18 protein-coding genes are annotated in these 20,652 nt (G+C 72.1%); 7 read left to right on the top strand and 11 right to left on the bottom strand.

Translation table 11 applies throughout. From position 1 onward, the window contains the following. Positions 1 to 66: 66 nt before the first annotated feature. Positions 67 to 936, bottom strand: a complete 870-nt coding sequence (locus OG331_RS38620; RefSeq protein WP_406205442.1) for a TIGR03620 family F420-dependent LLM class oxidoreductase — start codon at positions 934 to 936, stop codon at positions 67 to 69. Positions 937 to 1,009: 73 nt separating this feature from the next. After that, on the bottom strand, positions 1,010 to 1,342 hold the full coding sequence (locus OG331_RS38615; RefSeq protein ID WP_406205439.1) for an ArsR/SmtB family transcription factor: 333 nt from the start codon (positions 1,340 to 1,342) through the stop codon (positions 1,010 to 1,012). Between the two features lie 97 nt (positions 1,343 to 1,439). On the opposite strand from OG331_RS38615, the gene OG331_RS38610 reads away from it, so the two are divergent. Then, positions 1,440 to 2,111, top strand: a complete 672-nt coding sequence (locus tag OG331_RS38610; protein ID WP_328882737.1) for a FadR/GntR family transcriptional regulator — start codon at positions 1,440 to 1,442, stop codon at positions 2,109 to 2,111. A 20-nt stretch (positions 2,112 to 2,131) separates the two neighbouring features. Here OG331_RS38610 and OG331_RS38605 read toward each other — a convergent pair whose 3' ends face one another. Next, positions 2,132 to 4,597, bottom strand: a complete 2,466-nt coding sequence (locus OG331_RS38605) for an NACHT domain-containing protein (RefSeq protein WP_406205435.1) — start codon at positions 4,595 to 4,597, stop codon at positions 2,132 to 2,134. Between the two features lie 245 nt (positions 4,598 to 4,842). Between OG331_RS38605 and OG331_RS38600 the strand changes: the two genes are divergently transcribed. After that, positions 4,843 to 5,826 (top strand): PAC2 family protein, encoded by a 984-nt coding sequence (locus OG331_RS38600; RefSeq protein ID WP_406205432.1) that lies wholly within the window; start codon positions 4,843 to 4,845, stop codon positions 5,824 to 5,826. A gap of 93 nt (positions 5,827 to 5,919) precedes the next feature. On the opposite strand, the gene OG331_RS38595 is transcribed toward OG331_RS38600, so the two are convergent. Continuing rightward, on the bottom strand, positions 5,920 to 6,894 hold the full coding sequence (locus OG331_RS38595) for an SMP-30/gluconolactonase/LRE family protein (protein ID WP_406205430.1): 975 nt from the start codon (positions 6,892 to 6,894) through the stop codon (positions 5,920 to 5,922). A gap of 310 nt (positions 6,895 to 7,204) precedes the next feature. Between OG331_RS38595 and OG331_RS38590 the strand changes: the two genes are divergently transcribed. Both OG331_RS38590 and OG331_RS38585 read left to right on the top strand, forming a co-directional pair. Next, entirely contained in the window at positions 7,205 to 8,929 is a 1,725-nt protein-coding gene (locus OG331_RS38590) for a S8 family peptidase (RefSeq protein WP_406205427.1), read from the top strand. A 35-nt stretch (positions 8,930 to 8,964) separates the two neighbouring features. After that, positions 8,965 to 9,609 carry a hypothetical protein gene (locus tag OG331_RS38585; protein WP_406205424.1) on the top strand — a complete coding sequence of 215 codons (645 nt, stop codon included), beginning with the start codon at positions 8,965 to 8,967 and terminating at the stop codon, positions 9,607 to 9,609. A 105-nt stretch (positions 9,610 to 9,714) separates the two neighbouring features. Here the strand turns inward: OG331_RS38585 and mshC are convergent, their stop codons facing one another. The 4 genes from mshC to OG331_RS38565 form a co-directional block, all read right to left on the bottom strand. Beyond that, a complete protein-coding gene (gene mshC / locus OG331_RS38580) occupies positions 9,715 to 10,944 on the bottom strand; it encodes a cysteine--1-D-myo-inosityl 2-amino-2-deoxy-alpha-D-glucopyranoside ligase (RefSeq protein WP_406205421.1) in 1,230 nt (409 codons plus the stop codon). Between the two features lie 119 nt (positions 10,945 to 11,063). Beyond that, complete coding sequence (locus tag OG331_RS38575; RefSeq protein ID WP_406205418.1) at positions 11,064 to 11,882, bottom strand: SCO1664 family protein; 819 nt, start codon at positions 11,880 to 11,882, stop codon at positions 11,064 to 11,066. Further along, on the bottom strand, positions 11,846 to 12,436 hold the full coding sequence (locus OG331_RS38570; protein ID WP_406205416.1) for a DUF3090 domain-containing protein: 591 nt from the start codon (positions 12,434 to 12,436) through the stop codon (positions 11,846 to 11,848). Before OG331_RS38570 ends, OG331_RS38575 begins: the two co-directional genes overlap by 37 nt. Before the next feature lie 67 nt (positions 12,437 to 12,503). After that, positions 12,504 to 13,190 (bottom strand): histidine phosphatase family protein, encoded by a 687-nt coding sequence (locus OG331_RS38565; RefSeq protein ID WP_406205413.1) that lies wholly within the window; start codon positions 13,188 to 13,190, stop codon positions 12,504 to 12,506. Between the two features lie 62 nt (positions 13,191 to 13,252). Between OG331_RS38565 and corA the strand changes: the two genes are divergently transcribed. After that, positions 13,253 to 14,251, top strand: a complete 999-nt coding sequence (gene corA, locus OG331_RS38560; RefSeq protein ID WP_406205410.1) for a magnesium/cobalt transporter CorA — start codon at positions 13,253 to 13,255, stop codon at positions 14,249 to 14,251. Positions 14,252 to 14,264: 13 nt separating this feature from the next. Here corA and OG331_RS38555 read toward each other — a convergent pair whose 3' ends face one another. Together OG331_RS38555 and OG331_RS38550 are read right to left on the bottom strand one after the other, a co-directional pair. Then, positions 14,265 to 15,053: a ferritin-like domain-containing protein gene (locus OG331_RS38555; protein ID WP_406205407.1), complete on the bottom strand. Its 789-nt coding sequence runs from the start codon at positions 15,051 to 15,053 to the stop codon at positions 14,265 to 14,267. A 249-nt stretch (positions 15,054 to 15,302) separates the two neighbouring features. Continuing rightward, on the bottom strand, positions 15,303 to 16,358 hold the full coding sequence (locus OG331_RS38550; protein WP_406205404.1) for an LLM class F420-dependent oxidoreductase: 1,056 nt from the start codon (positions 16,356 to 16,358) through the stop codon (positions 15,303 to 15,305). A 196-nt stretch (positions 16,359 to 16,554) separates the two neighbouring features. Here OG331_RS38550 and OG331_RS38545 point away from each other — a divergent pair, with 196 nt between their 5' ends. Next, positions 16,555 to 17,538, top strand: coding sequence for an aldo/keto reductase (locus tag OG331_RS38545; RefSeq protein WP_406205401.1), 984 nt, complete (start codon positions 16,555 to 16,557; stop codon positions 17,536 to 17,538). Beyond that, positions 17,535 to 19,784: a helix-hairpin-helix domain-containing protein gene (locus OG331_RS38540; protein WP_406205398.1), complete on the top strand. Its 2,250-nt coding sequence runs from the start codon at positions 17,535 to 17,537 to the stop codon at positions 19,782 to 19,784. The genes OG331_RS38545 and OG331_RS38540 overlap by 4 nt, the downstream gene beginning before the upstream one ends. Before the next feature lie 105 nt (positions 19,785 to 19,889). On the opposite strand, the gene OG331_RS38535 is transcribed toward OG331_RS38540, so the two are convergent. Beyond that, on the bottom strand, positions 19,890 to 20,615 hold the full coding sequence (locus tag OG331_RS38535; protein ID WP_406205395.1) for a hypothetical protein: 726 nt from the start codon (positions 20,613 to 20,615) through the stop codon (positions 19,890 to 19,892). Positions 20,616 to 20,652: the final 37 nt, after the last annotated feature.

Below are 20,652 nucleotides of genomic sequence, written 5' to 3'. Positions count from 1 at the left end.
GGGCGGCTCCATGCCGACGGAGCCGCCCCTTTCGTCCATCGGGTTCTGTCCCTCAGGTTCCGTCTCTCAGGCAAGCAGCGCCTCGCCGAGCCGCCTCCGGTGCGCCGACGCGGATCCGCCCGGCTCGATGCCGATCACCTGGACGGCGACATGATCGGCCCCCGCCGCCACATGGGCCCGGAGCTTGTCGGCCACCGTGTCCAGGTCTCCCCAGAACACCAGGTCGTCCACGAGGCGGTCGCTGCCGCCGTGCTCGATCTCCTCGTCCGAGTAGCCCAGCCTGCGGAACTTGGCGAGGTTGTACGGGGTGTTGAGGTACGGCCCCAGATGCTCGCGTGCCGTCGCGCGCGCCCGGGCGGGGTCCGGCTCGAGGAGGACCGGGTGCTCGACGCCGAGGAAGGCGTCCGGGCCGAGGATCTCCCTCGCGGAGGCGGTGTGGGCGGTGTTGACGTGGTAGGTGTGCGCGCCTAGGGAGCGGTCCCGGGCCAGGGCGAGCATCTTGGGGCCGTACGCGGCCAGGACGCGCCGTACCGGGGTCCGCGGGGCGGGGACGGGTGACTCCTTGGCGAGGGCGTCCAGCTCGTCGAGGTAGTCGGCCATGGCCGCCAGCGGTTTGACGCCCGGCCTCTTGAGCCCGCCGAAGCCCAGGCCGAGCACATGGCGGTCCGGGTAGGCGTCGGCCAGCAGCGCGCTCGCGCCGTACGTCGCCCGGGCCTCGCGGGACCAGATCTGGGCGATGCCGTTGACGACGTGCAACCGCTCGGTGGATGCGAGCAGAAAGCCGGCGTGCGTGAGCGCCTCGCGACCGCCGACTTCCGGGACCCACAGGGCCCGCCATCCCCGTTCCTCCAGCTCCTGGGCCGAGTCGCGTACCTGCGTGGCCGGCTGGTGCTCGAAGTCGAAGGTGTAGATGCCGAACGTTCCCAGATTCATCATGGATCGGAATATCGCAGATTCTCGATATGAGACGCAACAGACACGCCACGCCCGGCGTGAGACACGCCAACGACTAGAGGGTCTCCCCGAGTTGGGCGACCAGCCCGGCGATGCGGCGCTCGTCGCGCCGGTAGTGGGTCCACTTCCCCACCCGCGTCGCCCGCACCAGCCCCGCCCGCTGCAACTCCGCCAGATACGCCGACACCGTCGACTGGGCCAGCCCGGCCTTGGCCTGGATGTGGCTCACACACACCCCGACCTCGCCGGGATCGGCGATGGCCTTGTCCATGGGGAAGTGCCGCTCGGGCTCACGCAGCCACAGCAGCAACTGCAGGCGCACCGGATTCGACAACGCCCGCAGGGCGCTGACCAGGTCGGGGTCCGGTGAGGTCGCTGCGTCGGCCATGGATCCGGAGTATAGGTCGCCCTCTCGGTCGACCCCGCATAATGGCGTCAGACATCGGATGTCTTGCACGACATCCTGAACGGCAGGGAGGCCGGCCATGGCAGTCACCGACGAGGCGATCGAGAAGATCAAGGGCATGATCGTCTCCGGCGCGCTCCGCCCCGGCGACCGGCTCCCCAAGGAGAGCGAACTGGCCGCGGAACTCGGGCTGTCCCGCAACTCCCTGCGGGAGGCCGTGCGCGCCCTGTCGCTGATCCGGATCCTGGACGTACGGCAGGGCGACGGCACGTACGTCACGAGCCTGGATCCGCAACTGCTGCTGGAGGCGCTGAGCTTCGTCGTCGACTTCCACCGCGACGACACGGTGCTGGAGTTCCTCGCCGTACGCCGCATCCTGGAGCCGGCTGCCACGGCGATGGCCGCGTCGCGGATCAGCGAGCAGCAACTGGGCGCGCTGACGAACCAGTTGGACAAGCTCGGCAACGACCCGTCGGTGGAGGAGCTGGTCGCCTGCGACCTGGAGTTCCACCGGGGCATCGTGCAGAGCTCGGGGAACTCGGTCCTGTGCTCGCTGCTGGACGGCCTGTCCGGGCCCACCACGCGAGCGCGCATCTGGCGCGGCCTCACCCAGGAGGACGCGGTGAGCCGGACCCTGCACGAACACCGGGCGATCCTGGAGGCGTTGCGGGACCGCGACGCGGAGGCGGCCCGGTCGTGGGCGACGGTGCACATCGCGAGCGTGGAGCAGTGGCTGCGCTCCACTCTGTGAGTCGGGTCGGGGGTCAGGGGTCAGGGGCTGAGGTCCGGGCCGGCCAGGCGGTGCTGCAACTCGATGTGGCGGAACTGGTAGACGGCGCCGGTGCGGCGAAGAACCCCGTGATGTTCGTGGGCGTCGGCCAGGAAGGCCATGAGGTCGAAGGACACCTTGGCGCGCAGGGCGAGGTAGCCGCGGGCCACCGCGTACCGGCTCCAGGCCGACTGACGGATGCCGATGGCCAGCCCGGTCAGCAGCGAGGGGACCAGCCCGACGGCGTAGGCCCAGTACCGGCCCTCGGTGGCGGCCCCGCCCCACACGCCCGTCGAGCCCCAGACGGTGGCGCACCAGCCCTGGGTGCCGATCACCAGGGCGCCGAGCACCGCCGCCGTCAGCACACAGGTGCCGAGCGTGCGCCGGTCGTTGGCCAGGAGGGCGCGGCCCTCGACGCAGACGCCGAGGTCGACCGGCACCGTCCGCAGGCCGTTCACCAGCAGGCAGGACACCGCGAACACCGCGCCCACCTGCAGTGCCGCCCAACCCGACGCAACGGGATCGGCGGGCGCGATGTACATCCGGGCGGCCCCGCCCGAGAGGACGTCCGCGAGCAGGCCCTCGATCAGGATGCTGCCGCCCAGCAGCAGCCCGCCCAGCAGTCCCCGGCTCACGCCCCGCGGGCTCCAGTGCCAGCGCACCCGGGCCACGGGGCAGGCGGGGTCCGCGCCCACGCCGTCCCTGCCGACGGCCGCCGCCATCAGGCCGTAGAGCACGGCGCTGACGGTCCCGCAGGCGTTGCCGAAGCAGAGTGCGTAGCAGATCGCGGCCGCGCATCCCGTCGCCGGGAGCCGCCAGTCCCAGTCGGCGGGCCGCCGTACGGCGGTCCTGCTGCCGAAGGCGAACCCGGAGATGACCACTCCGACGAGCGCCAGCGAACCGCCGTCGGCCAGGCGGTGCAGGACGAGCGCGGCGGGTACGCCGGGAGCGACCGCCGCCACGCACAGCAGCGTGGTGGCCAGGCCCGCCGCGAGGCCGCCCGCAAGCCCGCCGCAGATCCCGGCCGCCACCACCCCGAGTCCGCCCCGCTCCTCCCACCGGGTCGGCGACGGCACCTGCGGCGCGAACAGCTGGATCACCTCCATGATCGCGCCCTCGGCCAGCCAGCCCAGGACGCCCAGCAGCACACCGGCAAGTACCTGAGGCAGGGCGCCCGGCACAGCCTGGCCCAGCTTCCACCACGCCACCTCGGCCGCCCCGTCCGCGCCCCGCTCCATGTGCCGCGCCAGGAACCGCAGCGCGTGCCGGGCCCGGCCGGGGGTCCACGGACACGGGCGCTCCCGGAGCGGCCGGTACGCGGCAGCGACGAAGGCATCGAGCAGATGGCGCTCCACCGCCCCTCGCGCCGGGCACCGCAACAGCTCGGCGGGATCCGGCAGTTCGCCCTCGACCTCCCCAGGCCGGGGGTTGTACACGGTCCTGGCCAGCGACACCATCAGCGGACTGCCGAGCGCCCGCGCCACCGGCGCGTCCGTCCCCAGCACCGCCACCACCGGTTCCCACCGCGTCGCCGCCGGCGCACCATGGCCGCCCGCGCCGCGCAGGAGATAGTCGGCCACGTCGTCGGCGCCCAAGGGTTCGAGGTGAATCCCCGCCATACCCGTCAGCCGCGCGGGCACCCCCGTCCGGGGGCGAAGCGCCGCCCGGTACTCCGCCGGACGGCTGGACAGCACCAGACCACAGCCGTACGGCAATGCCTCGGCGATCAGGTGCAGCGCCAACCCGCCCATCTCGGGGGGCAGTTCGTCGAACCCGTCCAGCACCGGCAGCACCCGACGCCGCTCCAGCAGCATCTCGGCGAGGGTCGTCTCCCCGTACTCCCCCGGCGCCGCCGCTCCCAGCTCGGCGTGGTCCTGCACCAGCTTCCGTTCCATCCAGGCCCGCAGATCCACGGCCGTCGGGTCCCAGGAGGCCAGGGGAAAGAGCACGGGGACCGGATCGCCCGCCGTCCGGTTCTCGATCAGCGCGAGCAGCAGCCGTACCAGCAACAGCGTCTTCCCCGACCCCGGCGCCCCCAGCACCAGCAGCCGCCGGTCGGGGACGCGGTCCGTGAAGACGGCGCCGATCTCCCCGTCCCGGCCCGCCGGCCCCGCCGTCACCTCGGCCAGGTCGGCGTCGGCGCCCCGCCAGGACACCGGCAGCGGATACGGGTCCGCCAGCCGCCGCGCCCGCGCCTCCGCCTCCCACTGCCGTCGTACGGCGACGGCGAGCCGGTCGGCGACGACCGCGGGGTCCGTCGCCGCGGACGCCGCCTCGGCGCGGTCCGCCCGATACGCGCTCCATGCCAGATACGCGCCGGCCCCCGTCGGCAGCAGCGCCGCGACCACGGCCGCCGGGTCCTCGACACGCGGGGCGATCAGCAGTGCCCCCAGTGTGCCCGCGGCGAACAGGGCCAGATAGACGATCCCGGCGCGCCGTACGCGCGACCTTGGGGCAACTCCGCTCACCCGACGAAGAGTTCCGCAGGTCGGCCACGCCGGGAGCGGGTTGCGGCCGCTGCCACACGAGTGGGTGACGGGACCGTCAACCGCACCCCACGGCCAGGACACAGCTCGGATGACTGCGGGGTGTTCCGGGGTGGTGAACGGGGCAGTGATCCGTTCACTCCCCCATGCAAGGGGGCTGCGGGCGCCCCCGTCGCACGCCGTAAGGTTGGGTCGTCAGGCGAGGGCACGTCGGAAGGAGGCACTGGGTGATCGAGCTCGAGGGGGTTCCCGAGCTGATCGACCCGGTCATGGTGGCCGCGTTCGAGGGCTGGAACGATGCCGGCGACGCCGCCTCCACCGCGGTCGCGCATCTGGACAGGGAGTGGAAGGGCGAAGTGTTCGCGGCGCTGGACGCCGAGGACTACTACGACTTCCAGGTCAACCGCCCCACGGTGTGGATGGACGACGGAGTGCGCAAGATCACGTGGCCCACGACAAGGTTGTCGGTGGTTCGCATCACCGGCGAGAAGCCGCGTGATCTCGTCCTCGTCCGAGGTATCGAGCCATCCATGCGGTGGCGCTCGTTCTGCAACGAGCTCCTCGGCTTCGCCCACGAGCTGGGCGTGGAGCTGGTGGTCATCCTGGGCGCCCTGCTCGGCGACACCCCGCACACGCGTCCGGTCCCGATCAGCGGGACCACGTCCGACTCGGACCTGGCCCGCCGCATGGACCTGGAGGAGACCAAGTACGAGGGCCCGACGGGCATCGTCGGCGTCCTCCAGGAGGCGTGCACGCACGCCGGCGTACCCGCGGTGTCATTGTGGGCCGCCGTACCGCACTACGTCTCGCAGCCGCCCAACCCGAAGGCGACGCTGGCCCTGCTCAACCGGCTCGAGGACCTGATCGACGTACGCATCCCGCTGGGCGAGCTGCCCGAGGACGCGCGCGCCTGGCAGGTCGGCGTGGACCAGCTGGCCGCCGAGGACAGCGAGGTCGCGGAGTATGTGCAGTCGCTGGAGGAGGCCCGGGACACGGCGGAGCTGCCGGAGGCGTCGGGTGAGGCGATCGCCCGCGAGTTCGAGCGGTATCTGCGCAGACGGGACGGCGGCAGCCCGTCGGCGGGCGGGCACGCCACGGCGGACGGCGGGGAGACCGGGCCCTTCCTGAAGGACAACCCCGGCGGCCGTACGAAGCCGCCCAAGCCTCCCAGGCCGAGCGGCACGGACGACGACGAGTCGTCGGAGGAGTGACGACGAGGGCGGTGCGCCGGGCGCACCGCCCTCGCTCGCCTCACGGGGACGGAGCTCGTCGGGCCGGCACGGGAGATCACGCCGGCACGGAGATCACACCGGCACGGAGATCACGTCGTACGTCGTCTCCGGTGTCGGCGTCGTGGTGAAGCGCGCGTTGGGCAGGTAGAGGCGGCCCCTGTGCGCGGCCACCGTGGTCGGTACGTCGAAGAGCGGGTCGGTGATCCGGCGCCGGAAGACGCCGCTGCGGCCGTCGGCGGCAAGCCTGAACACGTCGATGGCGTTCTGCCGGTTCTGGACGACGTACAGCGTCCGCCCGGTCAGCAGCAGCCCGTCGCCGTTGGTGAGCGGGGCCGCGTCGCCGAGGTCGACCAGTTCGGTGACGCCGGTGCGCGGGTTCACGCGGTGCAGACCGCCGACCCCGGACTGCACCACCAGGAGCGCGGAGCCGTCGGGGGTGCCGGTGATGCCGTTGGCGTTGACGACCTCGCCCGGGACCTGGCTCCAGGCGCCGCTGAGGGGAAGCGTCACGACCTCGTCCGCGTCCGGCAGTTCGCCGCGCCGGCCGAGCGGCAGGGCGTGGAGCGCGGGCTGGTAGGAGTCGGTGAACCAGACCGTGCGCGAGGTCAGGAACACGTCGTTGGCGAAGGTCGGGGTCGCCGTGGTGAGAACGTACGAGGCGAGGATCCTGCCGCTGCGGGCGTCCACGACGCGGGCGCCCTGGCCGCGTCCGGCGACGAACAGGCGTCCCCGGTGATCGAGTTTGAGGCCGACCGACGGCGTGCCCGGCCCGGCCGAGATGATCGAACCCTCGCCGGTGCGCAGGTCGGCCCGATGGATCGAGCCGTCGCCGAGGGAGCCCAGGTAGGCGTACGGTCCGCCGCCGATGGTGATGCCCTCCGGGCGGAAGCCGTTCGGGAGGTGGATCACGGTGGGCCGGGTCTTTCCGGCCGCCGTGGCGGGGGCGCCGGCGGACCCGACGAGTACGGCACCGGCGGTGGCGGCGCCGGCCGTGAGGAGGCTGCGGCGGGTGAGATGAGGTGCGAAGGAGCGGTGCTCGGGGGCCACGATGCGTCCTTCCGCGGACAGGACCGGCCGTCGGCCGGTCCAACGGTCAACTGACCCCTCCACCCCACCACACGCCGACCGCCCCCGCAGCCGTAGACAGCCTCTCGACAGCGACTGGACACATCTGACCCGATTGCCGCGTGACAGCTGTTTCCAGCCGGAATGCACACGTTGCCCAATTCAACTTGTTTCCAAACCGAGTTGGCGAAAACGGTCTGGACGGAACGCTCCGCGAGTGCTTGGTTGTCCCACGAAGGCGCGCCGCACCACCCGCACTTGCCACCCGCAGGACCGAAGGGAGCGGCAGACGATGACCGACCAGGCACAGCCGGCGCAGGGCCCGGGAGCGTCCGGGCCGGGGCCCGACGGAGCGGGATTCACCTATCGAGGAGCCGAGCAGGAACTGATCGTCGTCGCCCGGCCCGAGGCCCGGCTGCGTGCCCGGGCCGAGGGCGTACGGTCGGTGGCGGGCGCCGATGTCTCGGCACTCAACATGTTCCTGACTGACGAACAGCTGGCACTTCAGCCCCTGTTCGGCAGCGAGGAACGGCTGCAGCAGGTCACCGGCGCGCAGGACGTGCCCGACCTCGCGCTGTTCTACCGGGTACGCGGCGGAGAGAGCCGAGCCGAGGAACTGCGCGCCCGTATCGCCGCGCTGCCGGGGATCGACACGGCGTATGTGAAGCCGGGCGCGGTGCCCGCCTCCCTCGGCCGGATCGGGGAGGACAGCGGGCGTCTGAAGGAGGGCACGCCGGTCACGCCCGACTTCAGCGGCCGGCAGGGCTATCTGCGGCCCGCGCCCGAGGGCGTCGACGCGCACTGGGCCTGGCAGCGGCCCGGCGGCACGGGTCAGGGCGTCACCGTGATCGACGTGGAGGGCTCCTGGCAGCTCGGCCACGAGGACCTGGCCGCCAAACTGGCCGGCGTCGTCGTCGGCACCCCGCTGACCGACCTCGCCTGGCGCAACCACGGCACCGCCGTGATCGGTGTGGTCGGCGGTGACCGGGGCGAACGCGGCGTGACCGGCATCGTGCCGGACACGGTGACCGCGGCGGCGTCCTTCCAGGGCATCGGCACGGCGGGGGCGATCCATGCGGCGGCCGACCGGCTGGCCCCCGGCGACATCCTGCTGATCGAACTCCACCGCCCGGGCCCTCGGTTCGAGTACGCCGAACGCGACGACCAGCGCGGCTACGTCGCTCTCGAATGGTGGCCGGACGACTTCGCCGCCGTCCGCCACGCCACCGCCAAGGGCGTCCTCGTGGTCGCCGCCGCGGGCAACGGCGCCGAGTCCCTCGACGACGCCGTCTACGAGCGCCGCCCGGACGGATTCCCCGAGGTGTGGCGCAACCCGTTCAACCCCTCCAACCCGTCCTCCGGCGCCGTACTGGTCGGTGCGGGCGCCCCGCCGCCCGGCACCCACGGCCGCGACCACGGCCCCGACCGCTCACGGCTGGCGTTCTCCAACTACGGCGCCCGGGTGGACGCGCAGGGCTGGGGGCGCGAGGTGACGACGACCGGCGGCTCCTGGGACCGGCCCGGCGATCTGCAGGGCGGGCCGGAGGAGATCGCCTGGTACACCGACACGTTCTCGGGGACGTCGTCCGCCTCCCCGGTCGTGGTCGGCGCGCTGGCCTCGCTGCAGGGCATGCTCAAGGTGGCCGGCCAGCCGCCGATGTCCCCCGAGCGTGCGCGCGCCGTGCTGCGGGCGACGGGTTCCCCGCAGCAGGACGCGCCGGGCCGGCCCGCCTCCCAGCGGATCGGCAACCGGCCCGACATCAAGGCGGCCGTCACCCATCTGGTGCCGCAGGCGGTCGGCTCCGGCCGGGCCGAGCGGTACTGGGACGAGCTGCTGCCGTATCCGCGTGAACTCCCGCCCCGGCTCCGGCTGTTCGTGGCCGGCCAGTGGCGGAACCTCAACCACCCGTCCCCGGAGATCCGCCAGGCGGTCCACACCGCCTTCGCGGGGGGACGGCCCGATGTCCGAGTGTGGTTCTCGGACGACGAGATCGTCGGCCTGGTGATCACCGGCTGACGCAGCCCATCACATCAAGGGAAGGTGACACCCGTATGAGCACCACCCCGCAGATGAGTCACATGGGACAACAGCAGGGCCAGCAGTTCCCGAGCACGTCGCCGTACCAACAGCAGCCGTACCAACAGCAGCCGTACCAACAGCAGCCGTACGGACAGCAGCAGGGCTACGGCCAGCAGCAGCCGTCCGGCATGGGCATGAGCGGTTCGCTGGAGCAGCTCCAGCAGCTCGGCCAGCAACAGCCCTACCAGCAGCTGCTCCAGCAGCTCGGCCAGCAGTTCGGGCAGCAGCAGCCCCAGCAGCAGCTGGGCCAGCAGCAGTTCGGCGGCCAGCAGTTGGGCCAGCAGCAGGATCAGCAGGCACAGCAGGCCGAGCAGCAGATGCAGCAGCAGTTGCAGCAGGTCGCGCTGGCGGCGGTGCAGCAGGTCGTCCAGCAGGTCCAGGCGCAGGCTCTGGCCTCGGGCGTCGCGAACGGCTTCATCGACATCGTCCACCCGCTGCAGGGGCAGCCGCATCAGATCTTCCTGCGCATCAACAACCAGTTCCGGGTCCTGAACAACCCGAACCCGCAGATCCACCAGCAGATCCAGCAGGCCTTCGCGTTCGGCCAACAGGTGATCGGCATCTGGGACACCCAGTCGCCGAGTGTGCTGCGCAGCGTCCGGATCCAGCGTCTCTGACGGACGCCTGAGCATCTGACGGGCACCTGAAACAAACGCGTCGGGGCGCTTCCACCCGTGGGGAGGAAGCGCCCCTCTCGTGTCCGCGGTTGTCCCGGGGTGCGGCTAGAGAGCCACGCCCAACAGTGCGTCCACAGCACGCGATACGACGCCGGGGGCTCCCGGGTCCGTACCGCCGCTCTCCTCCTGCGCGGCGGCCCAGCGGTCGACCGCGGCGAGCGCGGCCGGGGCGTCCAGGTCGTTCGCCAGGGCCTCGCGGATCTCCTCGACGAGCGCCTCGGCGGGCGGTCCGTCGGGCCGGGACACCGCCGCGCGCCAGCGGTCGAGGCGGGCCACGGCGTCCTCCAGCACCCGGTCGGTCCACTCCCAGTCGGCCCGGTAGTGGTGGGCGAGGAGGGCGAGCCGGATGGCGGCGGGATCGACGCCGTCGCGGCGCAGCTGGGAGACGAAGACGAGATTGCCCTTGGACTTGGACATCTTCTCGCCGTGCAGCGCGACCATGCCGGCGTGGACATAGGCCTTGGCCATGGGGAACTCGCCGGTGAGCACCTGGGCGTGCGAGGCGCCCATCTCGTGGTGCGGGAAGGCGAGGTCGGAGCCGCCGCCCTGGACGTCGAAGCCCATGCCGAGGTGGTCGAGGGCGATGGCGACGCACTCGATGTGCCAGCCGGGCCGGCCGCGTCCGAGCGAACCGCCGTCCCAGTTGGGCTCGCCCGGGCGTGCGGCCATCCACAGCATCGGGTCGAGCGGGTTCTTCTTGCCCGGACGGTCCGGGTCGCCGCCGCGCTCGGCGGACAGCAGCCGCATGGCGGCGGCGTCGAGGTGGGACACCTTGCCGAAGTTCGGGTCGGACTCGACGGAGAAGTAGATGTCGCCGTCGAGTTCGTACGCGGCACCCGCGTCCCGCAGCCGCTCCACGAGCGGCACGATGCCGGGTATCGCCTCGACCGCGCCGATGTAGTGCTGCGGGGGCAGCATGCGCAGGGCGGTCATGTCCTCGCGGAAGAGGGCCGTCTCCTTCTCGGCGAGGGCGGCCCAGTCGATGTCGTCACGCTCGGCGCGCTCCAGGAGCGGATCGTCGATGTCGGTGACGTTCTGGACGTAGTGAACCTGGCGCTTGGTGTCGAGCCACACGCGCTGCACGAGGTCGAACGCGTTGTAGGTCGCCGCGTGTCCCAGGTGGGTGGCGTCGTACGGCGTGATGCCGCAGACGTAGATACGGGCGACGGGACCGGGGTCGGGGCTGACCAGGCCCCCGGTCGCGGTGTCGTGGATCCTCAGGTCGCGGCCCTCACCGGGCAGGGCGGGGACCTCAGAAGCGGGCCAGGCATACATGTCATGAGCCTAACCGGACGGATGTTCCGTACACGAACCGGACCAGGCCGGATGGCCGGTGAGGCGTTCTTGCGCGATGCCGGCCGCTGTGCTGCGCGCGATACCTCCGGAGTGTGCTCCTACACGGGCGGCCAGGGAATGGCCGGCCACTCCCCGCTCGGCTCCGGGTGCTTCCCGGACGTCAGCAGCGCCTCGACACGCGCGCGCGTGGCCTCCACCTCGGCGGCCGTGATCAGGCCGGCCAGGCGTACGGCCGGCTCGCCGCCCGCTTCCAGCCCCTTGCGCAGGGAGCCGAGCACCTCGACGGCCTCCCCGGTCAGCGGCTCCCCCGCCCAGCCCCACAGCAGGGTCCGCAGCTTGTTCTCGACGTTGAACGTGACGCCGTGGTCGATGCCGTACAGCCGGCCGTCCTCGGTGGGCAGCAGGTGCCCGCCCTTGCGGTCGGCGTTGTTGATCACGGCGTCAAGGACGGCCATGCGCCGCAGCCGCTCGTCGTCGGCGTGCACCAGCAGCGCGGTCCTCCCCTCGCCGACCTCGGCGAACCCGATGGCCTTCCAGCCGGGCTCGGGCTCCTCACCGTCGACCAGGGCGAGCAGCTCGGCCTCGGGCGCAGCCTCGATCCAGAGCTGGACCATGCCCTCGCCGTACGGCCCGTCCCGCAGCACGGTGGGCGGTACGAGCCCCCAGCCGGTCGCCTCGGAGATCTCGTACGCGGCGACCTCGCGCTGCGCGAGCGTCCCGTCGGGGAAGTCCCACAGCGGCCGCTCACCGGCGACCGGCTTGTACACGCAGGACGCCTCCTGCCCCTCGTACGCCACCGTGCAGAACAGCGCCGCGTTGGACGCCTCGCGGATGCGGCCGCGCACGGTGAGCTCACCCTCGGTGAGCAGCTCCACCGAGGTCACGCTCCGCGGCGGTATCCGTTCTGGCGCGGACATACGTGTCCTTCCGGGTCGAGCGGGAGACTGCACAGCGGACACGGCGGCCGCCCCGCGTTGACGACGTCCAGGGCACGCTTGGCGAAGGCTCGCGCCTGCGCGCCGGTGAGCCGGACCCGCAGCATCGGGGGCCCGTTCTCCTCGTCCTGAAGCAGCCGCTCCTCGGCCTCGGCGAGGTCCTCCTCGGAGTCGGCGTCGAGCTCCACCAGGGCCTGCGCCTCGACGATCATCCGCTGCTCCTCGCCGTCCCAGGCAAGGGCCATGGTGCCGACGCGGAACTCCTCCTCGATGGGGGCGCCCAGCGGCTCGGTGTCGGCGATCTCGGAGGGCGCCATGGCGGGGACGGAGGCGCTGCCTCCGCTACGCCGTACGACCTCGTCGAGCAGCTCGTCCATGCGCTCGGCGAGGGCTGCGACCTGGGTCTTCTCCAGGGCCACGCTGGTCACCCGGGAGCCTGCGGTGGCCTGAAGGAAGAACGTACGGCGCCCGGGCAGTCCGACCGTACCGGCCACGAAGCGGTCCGGGGGGTCGTAGAGGAACACCTGACGGGACACGTCCTGTCTCCATTGGAATCGTGAGTACGGCGCTGCTTCGACCGCTTCACCCTACTGCGCCGAACGATCACGGTGCGCCCGCGCCGCCCCCGACCGTCGCGTCACCGGCCGGCGGCTCCTCGCGCGGGGCGAGGGACGCGAAATCACCGGTGTCCCCGAGGCGTACGAGAAACGGCCTCAGGCGTGTGTAACGGATCGCGGTGATGGAACACGGTTCAACGGAAATCCTCTGGAAGAGGTCGAGATGAAGACCCAGTGCGTCCGCGACAAGGGACTTGATGATGTCGCCGTGCGAGCACATCAGGTACACGGCGTCACCGCCGTGATCGCGCTCCACGCGCGCGTTCCACTCGCGTACGGCCTCGGCGGCCCGGGTCTGCATCGCCCGCATCGACTCACCGCCGGGGAACGCGGCAGCCGACGGGTGTGCCTGCACGACCTCCATCAGCGGCTCGTCCTTGAGTTCGGCGAGCTTGCGGCCGGACCAGTCGCCGTAGTGGCACTCCCCGATCCGCTCGTCGGTGTGCGCGGTGAGTCCGGGCCGGGCTTCGAGGAGCGGCCGCATCGTCTCCTGACAGCGCTGGAGCGGGCTCGCGACGACCTCGCAGAGCGGCAGCTCGGCGAGCCGTCCGGGCAGTGCGGCGGCCTGCTCGGCCCCGCGCTCGTCGAGAGCGACGCCGGGCGTCCACCCGGCGAGCAGTCCCTCGGTGTTGGCGGTGGAACGTCCGTGCCGGACCAGGATCAGCGTGGGCATGCCGCCCAGGGTAGGCGCACGACGGGGTGCGCTTGGGGGCGGACGGCGGGAGAATACGCTCCGTGATCGTCGACTGCGCCATCTACCGGGACGGCCGCCGGATACCGGGGCCGGGGGACATCTCCGACGCCCTGGATCTGTGCCGCCTCCAGGACGACGCGTTCGTCTGGATCGGCCTGTACGAACCCACGGAGAAGGAGTTCGACAAGGTCACCGAGGAGTTCGGGCTGCATCCGCTGGCCGTGGAGGACGCGCTGAACGCTCATCAGCGTCCCAAGCTGGAGGTGTACGACGACTCGCTGTTCATGGTCCTCAAGCCGGTCGGGTACGACCCGGACAGCGACGTCGTCACCTCCGGCGAGGTGATGGTCTTCATCGGCGACTCGTTCGTGGTGACCGTCCGGCACGGCGAGGAGGCCCCGCTGGCGGCGGTACGAAGCCGTCTGGAGCACGAGCCGGAGATGCTCCGGCACGGTCCCACGGCGGTGCTGTACACGATCGCCGACGCCGTGGTCGACCACTACGTGGACGTGGCGGACGAGTTGGGCACGGACCTGGCGGAGCTGGAGGCGGAGGTGTTCTCGCCGACCGGCGGGGGCGCACGGCACACGGCGTCCCGCATCTACAACTTCAAACGGCAGATCGTGGAGTTCCGCAGGGCCACCGGCCCGCTGGCGCAGCCCTTGTCCCGGCTGGTCGGTACGGGTCTGCTGGGCTCGCGGGTGCCCTTCGTGCACGACAAGGCGCAGCCCTTCTTCCGCGATGTCAGCGACCACCTCACGCGCGTGAACGAGGCGGTCGAGGGCCTCGACCGCCTCGTCTCCGACGTCCTGTCGGCGCACCTCGCGCAGACGAGCGTCCGGCAGAACGACGACATGCGGAAGATCTCCGCGTGGGCGGCCATGGCCGCGGTCCCCACGATGATCGCGGGAATCTACGGCATGAACTTCGAGCACATGCCGGAGCTGACCTGGCTGTGGTCGTATCCGGTGCTGATCGCGGCCATGGCCGCCCTCGAGGTGCTGCTGTACCGGCTGTTCAAACGCCGGGGCTGGCTGTAGGGACCCGATGCGGTCAGGCGAACTCGGGCGCGGACGTGGCGGGTCCGCCGAGGGCGTCCCGTCGTTCCGGCATCCTCAGGGACACCATGCGCCGCCAGCCCGCGAGCCGCTCCCAGACGTACATGGCGTGGATGCCCGCGGCGAGCACGGCCGCCTTGGGGCGGGGCCAGCCGAGGATGCGCCCCATGTGGTCCATGACCGCGAGGCTGACGTCCCGGTAGACGCGGATCTCGGCGAGCGCGCACTCGCGCAGCGTCCGCTGGATCAGCCGGCCGCGCCCTGCTGCCGCGAAGCGCAGGAGTTCCTCATGGGTGTACGCGAGGTGATTGTCCTCGTCGTTGGAGATCATCCGCACGGCCTTGCCGACGTCCGGGTGGTCGGCGAAGTACTTCTTGAGCATCACCATCTGGTCGGCGGCCCGCTGCTCGGTGACCCGGCTGTGCGACAGGTAGACGACGATGTCCTCGACCGTGAGCGGTTGCTCGGACTTGAGCTTCTCGTGGGCGAGACCGATGCCGTGCTGCTCCAGCAGCATCGTGTAGTCGGTCCCGGGCGGGACGGGGACGGGTTCGAGGCCGCGCTTCTTCATCAGGGCGTTGAAGATCCGCCCGTGCTTGTCCTCGTCCGCCCCGTGCCGGGTGATCTTGGGCGCGAGCGGGCGCTGGCTCTCCGGGACGAGCGCGGCGATACGCGCGTTCTCCCAGCCGCCCTGGGACTCACCGCTGGCCGCGATGGAGCAGAACAGGCGGAAGGACTCGTCGTTGTCGATGATCTCCTGGAACAGACTCTTGGCCGAAAGCATCGTGGGGCACCTCTCTGCAGGACGCCGCAGGATTCCGCAAAGAACGAGTCAAATGCGGTAAGAGAGGTGCTGCAACAGCTGTGTCGGACAACTCCGCCAAAAGAATGACGATCGGGGTCACGACGCGGGCGTAACCGCGTGGACACGCGCGCGTTGTTCTGCATGACGGCCGTGGCGGGGAAGACCCCCGAGCCCCCACCACGGCCGCTGAACTTGCCAGGCCCTACGGCCGGCCGCCGGCGCCGGGCGTCACGCGAGCCCGGCGCGCTCCAGGGCCTCGGTGCCGGCGCGGAGCGAGGCGAGCCGCTCGTCGAGCGTGAAGCCCGCGGGAGCCAGCGACAGGGTCGTGACCCCGGCCGCCGCATAGGCCTTCATCCGGTCCGCGATGCGGTCGACGGAGCCGAGCAGCGTGGTGCTGTCGATCAGGTCGTGCGGCACGGCGGCCGCGGCGCCCTGCTTGTCGCCGGAGAGGTACTTGGTCTGGATCTCGGCGGCTTCCTTCTCGTACCCCATGCGCTGGGCGAGCTGGTTGTAGAAGTTCTGCTTGGGGCTGCCCATGCCGCCGACGTACAGCGCGGTGTAGGGGCGGAAGGTGTCGGCCAGTGTGGCCACGTCCTTGTCGTCGCCCACGGCGAGCGGCAGGGTCGGGCAGACGTCGAACCCGTCGAGGGTCTTGCCGGCCTTCTCGCGCCCGGCGCGCAGGTACTTGATCGTCGTGTCCTCCAGGTGCTCCGCGGAGGGGAAGATCAGCAGGGCGCCGTCGGCGATCTCACCGGTCTGCTCGAGGTTCTTCGGGCCGATGGCGGCGATGTAGAGCGGGATGTGCTCGCGCTGGGGGTGCACGGTCAGCTTGATCGGCTTGCCGGGGCCGCCGGGCAGCGGCAGCGTCCAGTGCCGGCCCTCGTACGACAGGCGCTCGCGCGTCATGGCCTTGCGGACGATCTCGACGTACTCACGCGTGCGTGCCAGCGGCTTGTCGAACTTGACGCCGTACCAGCCCTCGGAGACCTGCGGCCCGGAAACGCCGAGGCCGAGCCGGAAGCGGCCGCCGGAGAGCGAGTCCAGGGTCGCGGCCGTCATCGCGGTCATCGCCGGCTGGCGGGCCGGGATCTGGAAGATGGCGGAGCCGACGTCGATGCGCTCGGTCTGGGCGGCGACCCAGCTCAGTACGGTGGCCGCGTCCGAGCCGTACGCCTCGGCGGCCCAGCACACGGCGTACCCGAGCCGGTCTGCCTCCTGCGCGACGGCGAGGTTGTCCGCGTCCATTCCGGCACCCCAGTAGCCGAGGTTGATCCCGAGCTGCATGGCCGATCCCCTTACCGATCAGTAACGTCCCTTGTGGGCCCGACCTTAGCGTGGGGGACGTCCCGCGGGGAGGCCAGTGTGGCGGGCGTCGCCCCACAGGTGGTGGCACGGCCGTCGGTATCCCCGGTCACCGTCCGGAAAACTGGTTATCCACAGGCCCCCACATGGCAGGTTCTGGCCAGTAATCTCGGCGTTCATGGAGCAGAGGCATCTCGGCCGCACCGGCCTGCGCGTGTCCCGGATCGGACTCGGCACCCTCACCTGGGGCAGGGACACCGACGAGCACGATGCGGCCGACCTCTTGAAAACCTTCTGGGAGGCGGGCGGCACCCTCGTCGACACGGCCGACGTGTACGGCGACGGGGAGGCCGAGTACCTGCTCGGGCGGCTCATCGAGGGGCTCGTCCCGCGCCGGGACCTGGTCATCTCGACGAAGGCGGGCAGCGTTCCCGACCCGGACCGCCGCTTCGACGGCTCGCGCGGCCATCTGCTCTCCGCGCTGGACGCCTCACTGGCCCGGCTCGGCACGGAGTACGTCGACGTCTGGCACATCCACGCCTTCGATCCGTACACCCCGCTGGAGGAGACCCTCCAGGCCCTCGACCTGGCCGTCAGCAGCGGGCGCGCCCGCTATGCCGGCGTCTCGAACTTCTGCGGCTGGCAGCTCGCCAAGGCGGGGACATGGCAGCTCGCGGCGCCGGGCATACGCACCCGGCTGGCGAGCACACAGCTGGAGTACTCCCTGCTCCAGCGGGGCGTGGAGCGCGAGGTGTTGCCGGCCGCGCTGGATCTGGGCATCGGCATGCTCCCCTCCTCCCCGCTCGGCCGGGGCGTCCTGACCGGCAAGTACCGCAACGCCACACCGCCCGACTCGCGCGGCGCCTCGGAGCATTTGGCGCCCTTCGTCGCGCCGTACCTCGACGACACGGCGAGCCGCATCGTGGATGCCGTGCAGACGGCCGCCGACGGGCTGGCCGTGACCCCGCTGCAGGTCGCCCTCGCCTGGGTCCGCGACCGGCCCGGGGTGGCCGCGCCCGTCATCGGCCCGCGCAACTCGCAGCAGCTCACGGCGGCATTGTCAGTGGAGGCCCTTAGTCTTCCTGACGAGATCTGCCGGGCGCTCGACGATGTGTCGGTGCCCGTGCACCGCTATCCCGATCACGACTGGAGCACGCTGTGAGCACGGAGCCGCCCGAGACCACGGGGAACACCGAGCCGGGGCCGACGGAGGCCGCGCCGGGTGCGAGCGCCGGAGGTTCCGGGGAGCCGCCTGCCGGGGTCGAGGCTGCGGACTCGCGGTCGGATCACCAGGACGCGGAAGGCGAAGGCGTGAGCCCTGCCGTCGAGGCGGACGGCGGCGAGGGGGAAGCTGCCGTCCAGGACTCCGCAGCCAAGGACGGCGACGGGGGCGACGGGGCGCGGCTGTCGGAGGCGGAGGCCGAGATTGCCGCTCAGCGGATCGAGCGGGAGCGGATCGAGCGGCGCAAGGCCGAGCGGCAGGGGCCCCTGGAGAGCGGGGCCAAGCTCAGCGGGAAGGCCGCCGATCTGCTCGCCGCCGTACGGGCCGTGGAGGGCGGCGCGAAGCCGCCGGCCACCGTCTTCAGCGAGCCCGAGCCCCCGCGCCGCCCCGCCCCGGAGCCGGCACGCCCGCCGCGGCCGGTGGCGGCCGACGGGGCCGCGGCTCCGGCACCGGAGGCCGTCGAGTCCGTGCGGCAAGTACTGGCCGACGGAGGTGCACCGGAGGCTCTCGCCCCGCAGGCCGCAGCGGTCCTCGGCGAGGGCGCGGATGACCAACTGCGGGCGGATCCCTGGCAGTTGCTGCGGATCGGCGGGGTACGGCCGGAGCAGGCCGACGGGTTCGCGCGGGCGCTGCTCGGCGCGGAGTGCGGACCCGACGACGAGCGACGCGGCCGGGCGGTCACCGTCTGGCTGCTGGAACAGGCGGCCCTGGCCGGGCACACGGCCCTGGAGCTGGCGGCGCTCACCGCCGCGTTGAACCAGCGGGGTGTGCCCGACGCCGATGCGGCCGTGCAGAACACCCTGGCCGAGGGCGAGGCGCTGGCCTTCCAGGACGCCCTGGACGCGCCCGGCGCTCCGGCCCGGCGGGACGACGAGGCCGAGGAGGGGGACGAGGAGCGGCCGGTCCGTGTCCTCGTCGGTCTGGAGCGGTACGCCCTCGCGGAGGAGAGCCTCGCCGACGGGCTCGCCCGTCTGATCAATTCGGCGCCCAAACAGGACGGTTCGGCCGAGGACTGGGAGCGGGCCGCGGCCGACGCGGGCTCCGCCGCCGACCTGGTCCGCGCGGTGGCGGCCCATGGCCTGGTCCTCCACACCGGCGGGGAGGCCTCCCTGGCCGAACCGGCTGCGCTGCTGCACGCGGCGCGCGCACTCGGGCTGCGGGCCTGGGCGGCCACGCACAGCCCGATCGGGCGGAGTCGCTTCGCCGCACGGCTGAGCGGGGCCGACGCACCCGGCGTCGCCACCGTGGCCGGTCTGCTCGCCGGTGCCGAAGGGCCCGGCCGGGACGCGGACGGTGCGTTCGACCTCGATCTGCTCGTCGTGCTGGACGCACCGCAGGTGGATGTCGAGACGGCCGCCCTGCTCACGGAGTCGTTGCCGGACGGGGCCCGGCTGGTGCTGGCCGGGGATCCCGCGGTGCTGTGGTCGGCGGGGCCCGGGCGGGTGTTCGCCGACCTGCTGGCGGCGCGCAGCTGCCCGCAGATCGTCTCGCGGCAGCCGGATCCCGGCCCGCTGGGCGAGTTGGTGTCCGGTATCGGCATCGGCGAGCTCAACCAGGTCGAGGCGCCCGGCAAGGAGGTCGTGATCGTGCCGGTGCGGGACGCGGGCGAGGCCGTGCACCGCACCGTGCAGCTCGTCGCGGACTCGGTGCCCCGCGCGCTCGGCGTCCCCGCCGAGGAGACCCGGGTGATCACGCCGGGCCACGGCGGCGCGGCCGGCACGCGCGCCCTCAACGCCGCCCTCAAGGAGCGGCTCAATCCCGGCCCCGGCCGCTTCGGCGGCTTCGACCCCGGTGACCACGTGGCCTACTCCCCCGCGCCGGGCCGTACGGTGCCGGGTCGGGTGGTGAAGGCCGACGCCGAGGGACTGCACCTGTCCTGCGAGGGCGAGGCCGTCGTCGTACCGAAGGAACGGGTGGAGCAGTCCGTGCGGCACGGCTGGGCCCTGACCGCACACCAGGCGGCGGGCGCCCGCTGGCCTGCGGTGGTCGTGGTCCTCCCCGGCGACGCGGCCCAGACCCTGAGCCGCCCCTGGGTCTACACGGCCTTCAGCCGGGCCGACCGTCACCTTTCCGTGGTCCACGGCGTGGAGCAGGCCCTGCCCCGAGCCGTCGCCGAGGTCCCGGCGAAGCCGCGCACGACCCGCCTCCCCGTCCTGCTCGGCACGCAGGTACCGGCGGCGGGCTGACCCGGCCGCGCACACGACGGCGGCGGCGGTCACGGTATTGATCCGTGACCGCCGCCGCCGTCGAAACAACCGCGCCCGCGCCGGCAGTCGCCTCGGCGAGCCGCGTCAGCGATCGGCGTCCAGTGGCTCCAGCTCGTCCTCGTCCAGATCCCTGTCGAGCTCGTCCTCGAGGTCGCCGTCGTCGGCCTCCTCGTCACCGTCCTCGGCCTCGTCGACGTCGTCCAGGTCCTCGTCGAACACCGTGCTGACGTCGAAGCGGCAGACCACCCGCTGCGGATCGACCCCCTCGAAGGGCGCCTCCAGCCATTCCCCTGGTTCGGGCTGCTCGTCCGAGGCGGTCACCCAGAGCGTGGAGTCGCCCTCCTCCAGGCCGAACTCCTTGTGCCGGGACGCGATCTCGTCCGGCTCGAACTCGCCGAACAGGATGCCGAGCGCCCCATGCACCGTGCCGGAGGCATCCGCGTCCGAACCGTCGTCGTAGTCCGCCGCCTCGATCCGCTCGGCATGTGCCAGCAGTCGCTGCGGCTCCACCACGACGTAGTCGCGGCGGATCAGCACACTCACAGCGTTCGGTTCCTCGGGTCCCGTGTACGGCGGCAGCGCGTCCTCCGTACCGGGGATCTCGAAGGGCGTGACCTCGTCGTAGCGGTCGTAGAGCAGCTCGTCGTAGACCTCAGCGGCTGCGGCCAGCTGGTTGAACGCCTCGTAGACGGCCGGGTCGTCCTCACCCGACCGACGTTCGACCGCAGCCAGGTGACGGTCGAGCGCGGTCTTGACCGCCTCGGCGGCGGCGCGTACCTCGGCAGCGGTGGGCTGCACAGCATCAGACATAGTGCAGACGCTATCCGTACCGGGCCCCAGCCCGCAC

This window comes from Streptomyces sp. NBC_01017, from assembly GCF_045162795.1.
Taxonomy (GTDB): Bacteria; Actinomycetota; Actinomycetes; order Streptomycetales; family Streptomycetaceae; genus Streptomyces; species Streptomyces machairae.
Note: the sequence above shows the minus strand (reverse complement) of the source record. Positions and strands in the feature narration are given on the sequence as shown.

Excerpts from the sequence above, each read along its gene's own strand:
- OG331_RS38615 (WP_406205439.1), bottom strand. The coding sequence starts at position 1,342 with ATGGCCGACGCAGCGACCTCACCGGACCCCGACCTGGTCAGCGCCCTG.
- OG331_RS38620 (WP_406205442.1), bottom strand. The coding sequence starts at position 936 with ATGATGAATCTGGGAACGTTCGGCATCTACACCTTCGACTTCGAGCAC.
- mshC (WP_406205421.1), bottom strand. The coding sequence starts at position 10,944 with ATGTATGCCTGGCCCGCTTCTGAGGTCCCCGCCCTGCCCGGTGAGGGC.
- OG331_RS38555 (WP_406205407.1), bottom strand. The coding sequence starts at position 15,053 with ATGCTTTCGGCCAAGAGTCTGTTCCAGGAGATCATCGACAACGACGAG.
- OG331_RS38535 (WP_406205395.1), bottom strand. The coding sequence starts at position 20,615 with ATGTCTGATGCTGTGCAGCCCACCGCTGCCGAGGTACGCGCCGCCGCC.
- OG331_RS38610 (WP_328882737.1), top strand. The coding sequence starts at position 1,440 with ATGGCAGTCACCGACGAGGCGATCGAGAAGATCAAGGGCATGATCGTC.
- OG331_RS38590 (WP_406205427.1), top strand. The coding sequence starts at position 7,205 with ATGACCGACCAGGCACAGCCGGCGCAGGGCCCGGGAGCGTCCGGGCCG.
- OG331_RS38565 (WP_406205413.1), bottom strand. The coding sequence starts at position 13,190 with ATGCCCACGCTGATCCTGGTCCGGCACGGACGTTCCACCGCCAACACC.
- OG331_RS38545 (WP_406205401.1), top strand. The coding sequence starts at position 16,555 with ATGGAGCAGAGGCATCTCGGCCGCACCGGCCTGCGCGTGTCCCGGATC.
- OG331_RS38550 (WP_406205404.1), bottom strand. The coding sequence starts at position 16,358 with ATGCAGCTCGGGATCAACCTCGGCTACTGGGGTGCCGGAATGGACGCG.
- OG331_RS38575 (WP_406205418.1), bottom strand. The coding sequence starts at position 11,882 with ATGTCCGCGCCAGAACGGATACCGCCGCGGAGCGTGACCTCGGTGGAG.
- OG331_RS38585 (WP_406205424.1), top strand. The coding sequence starts at position 8,965 with ATGAGCACCACCCCGCAGATGAGTCACATGGGACAACAGCAGGGCCAG.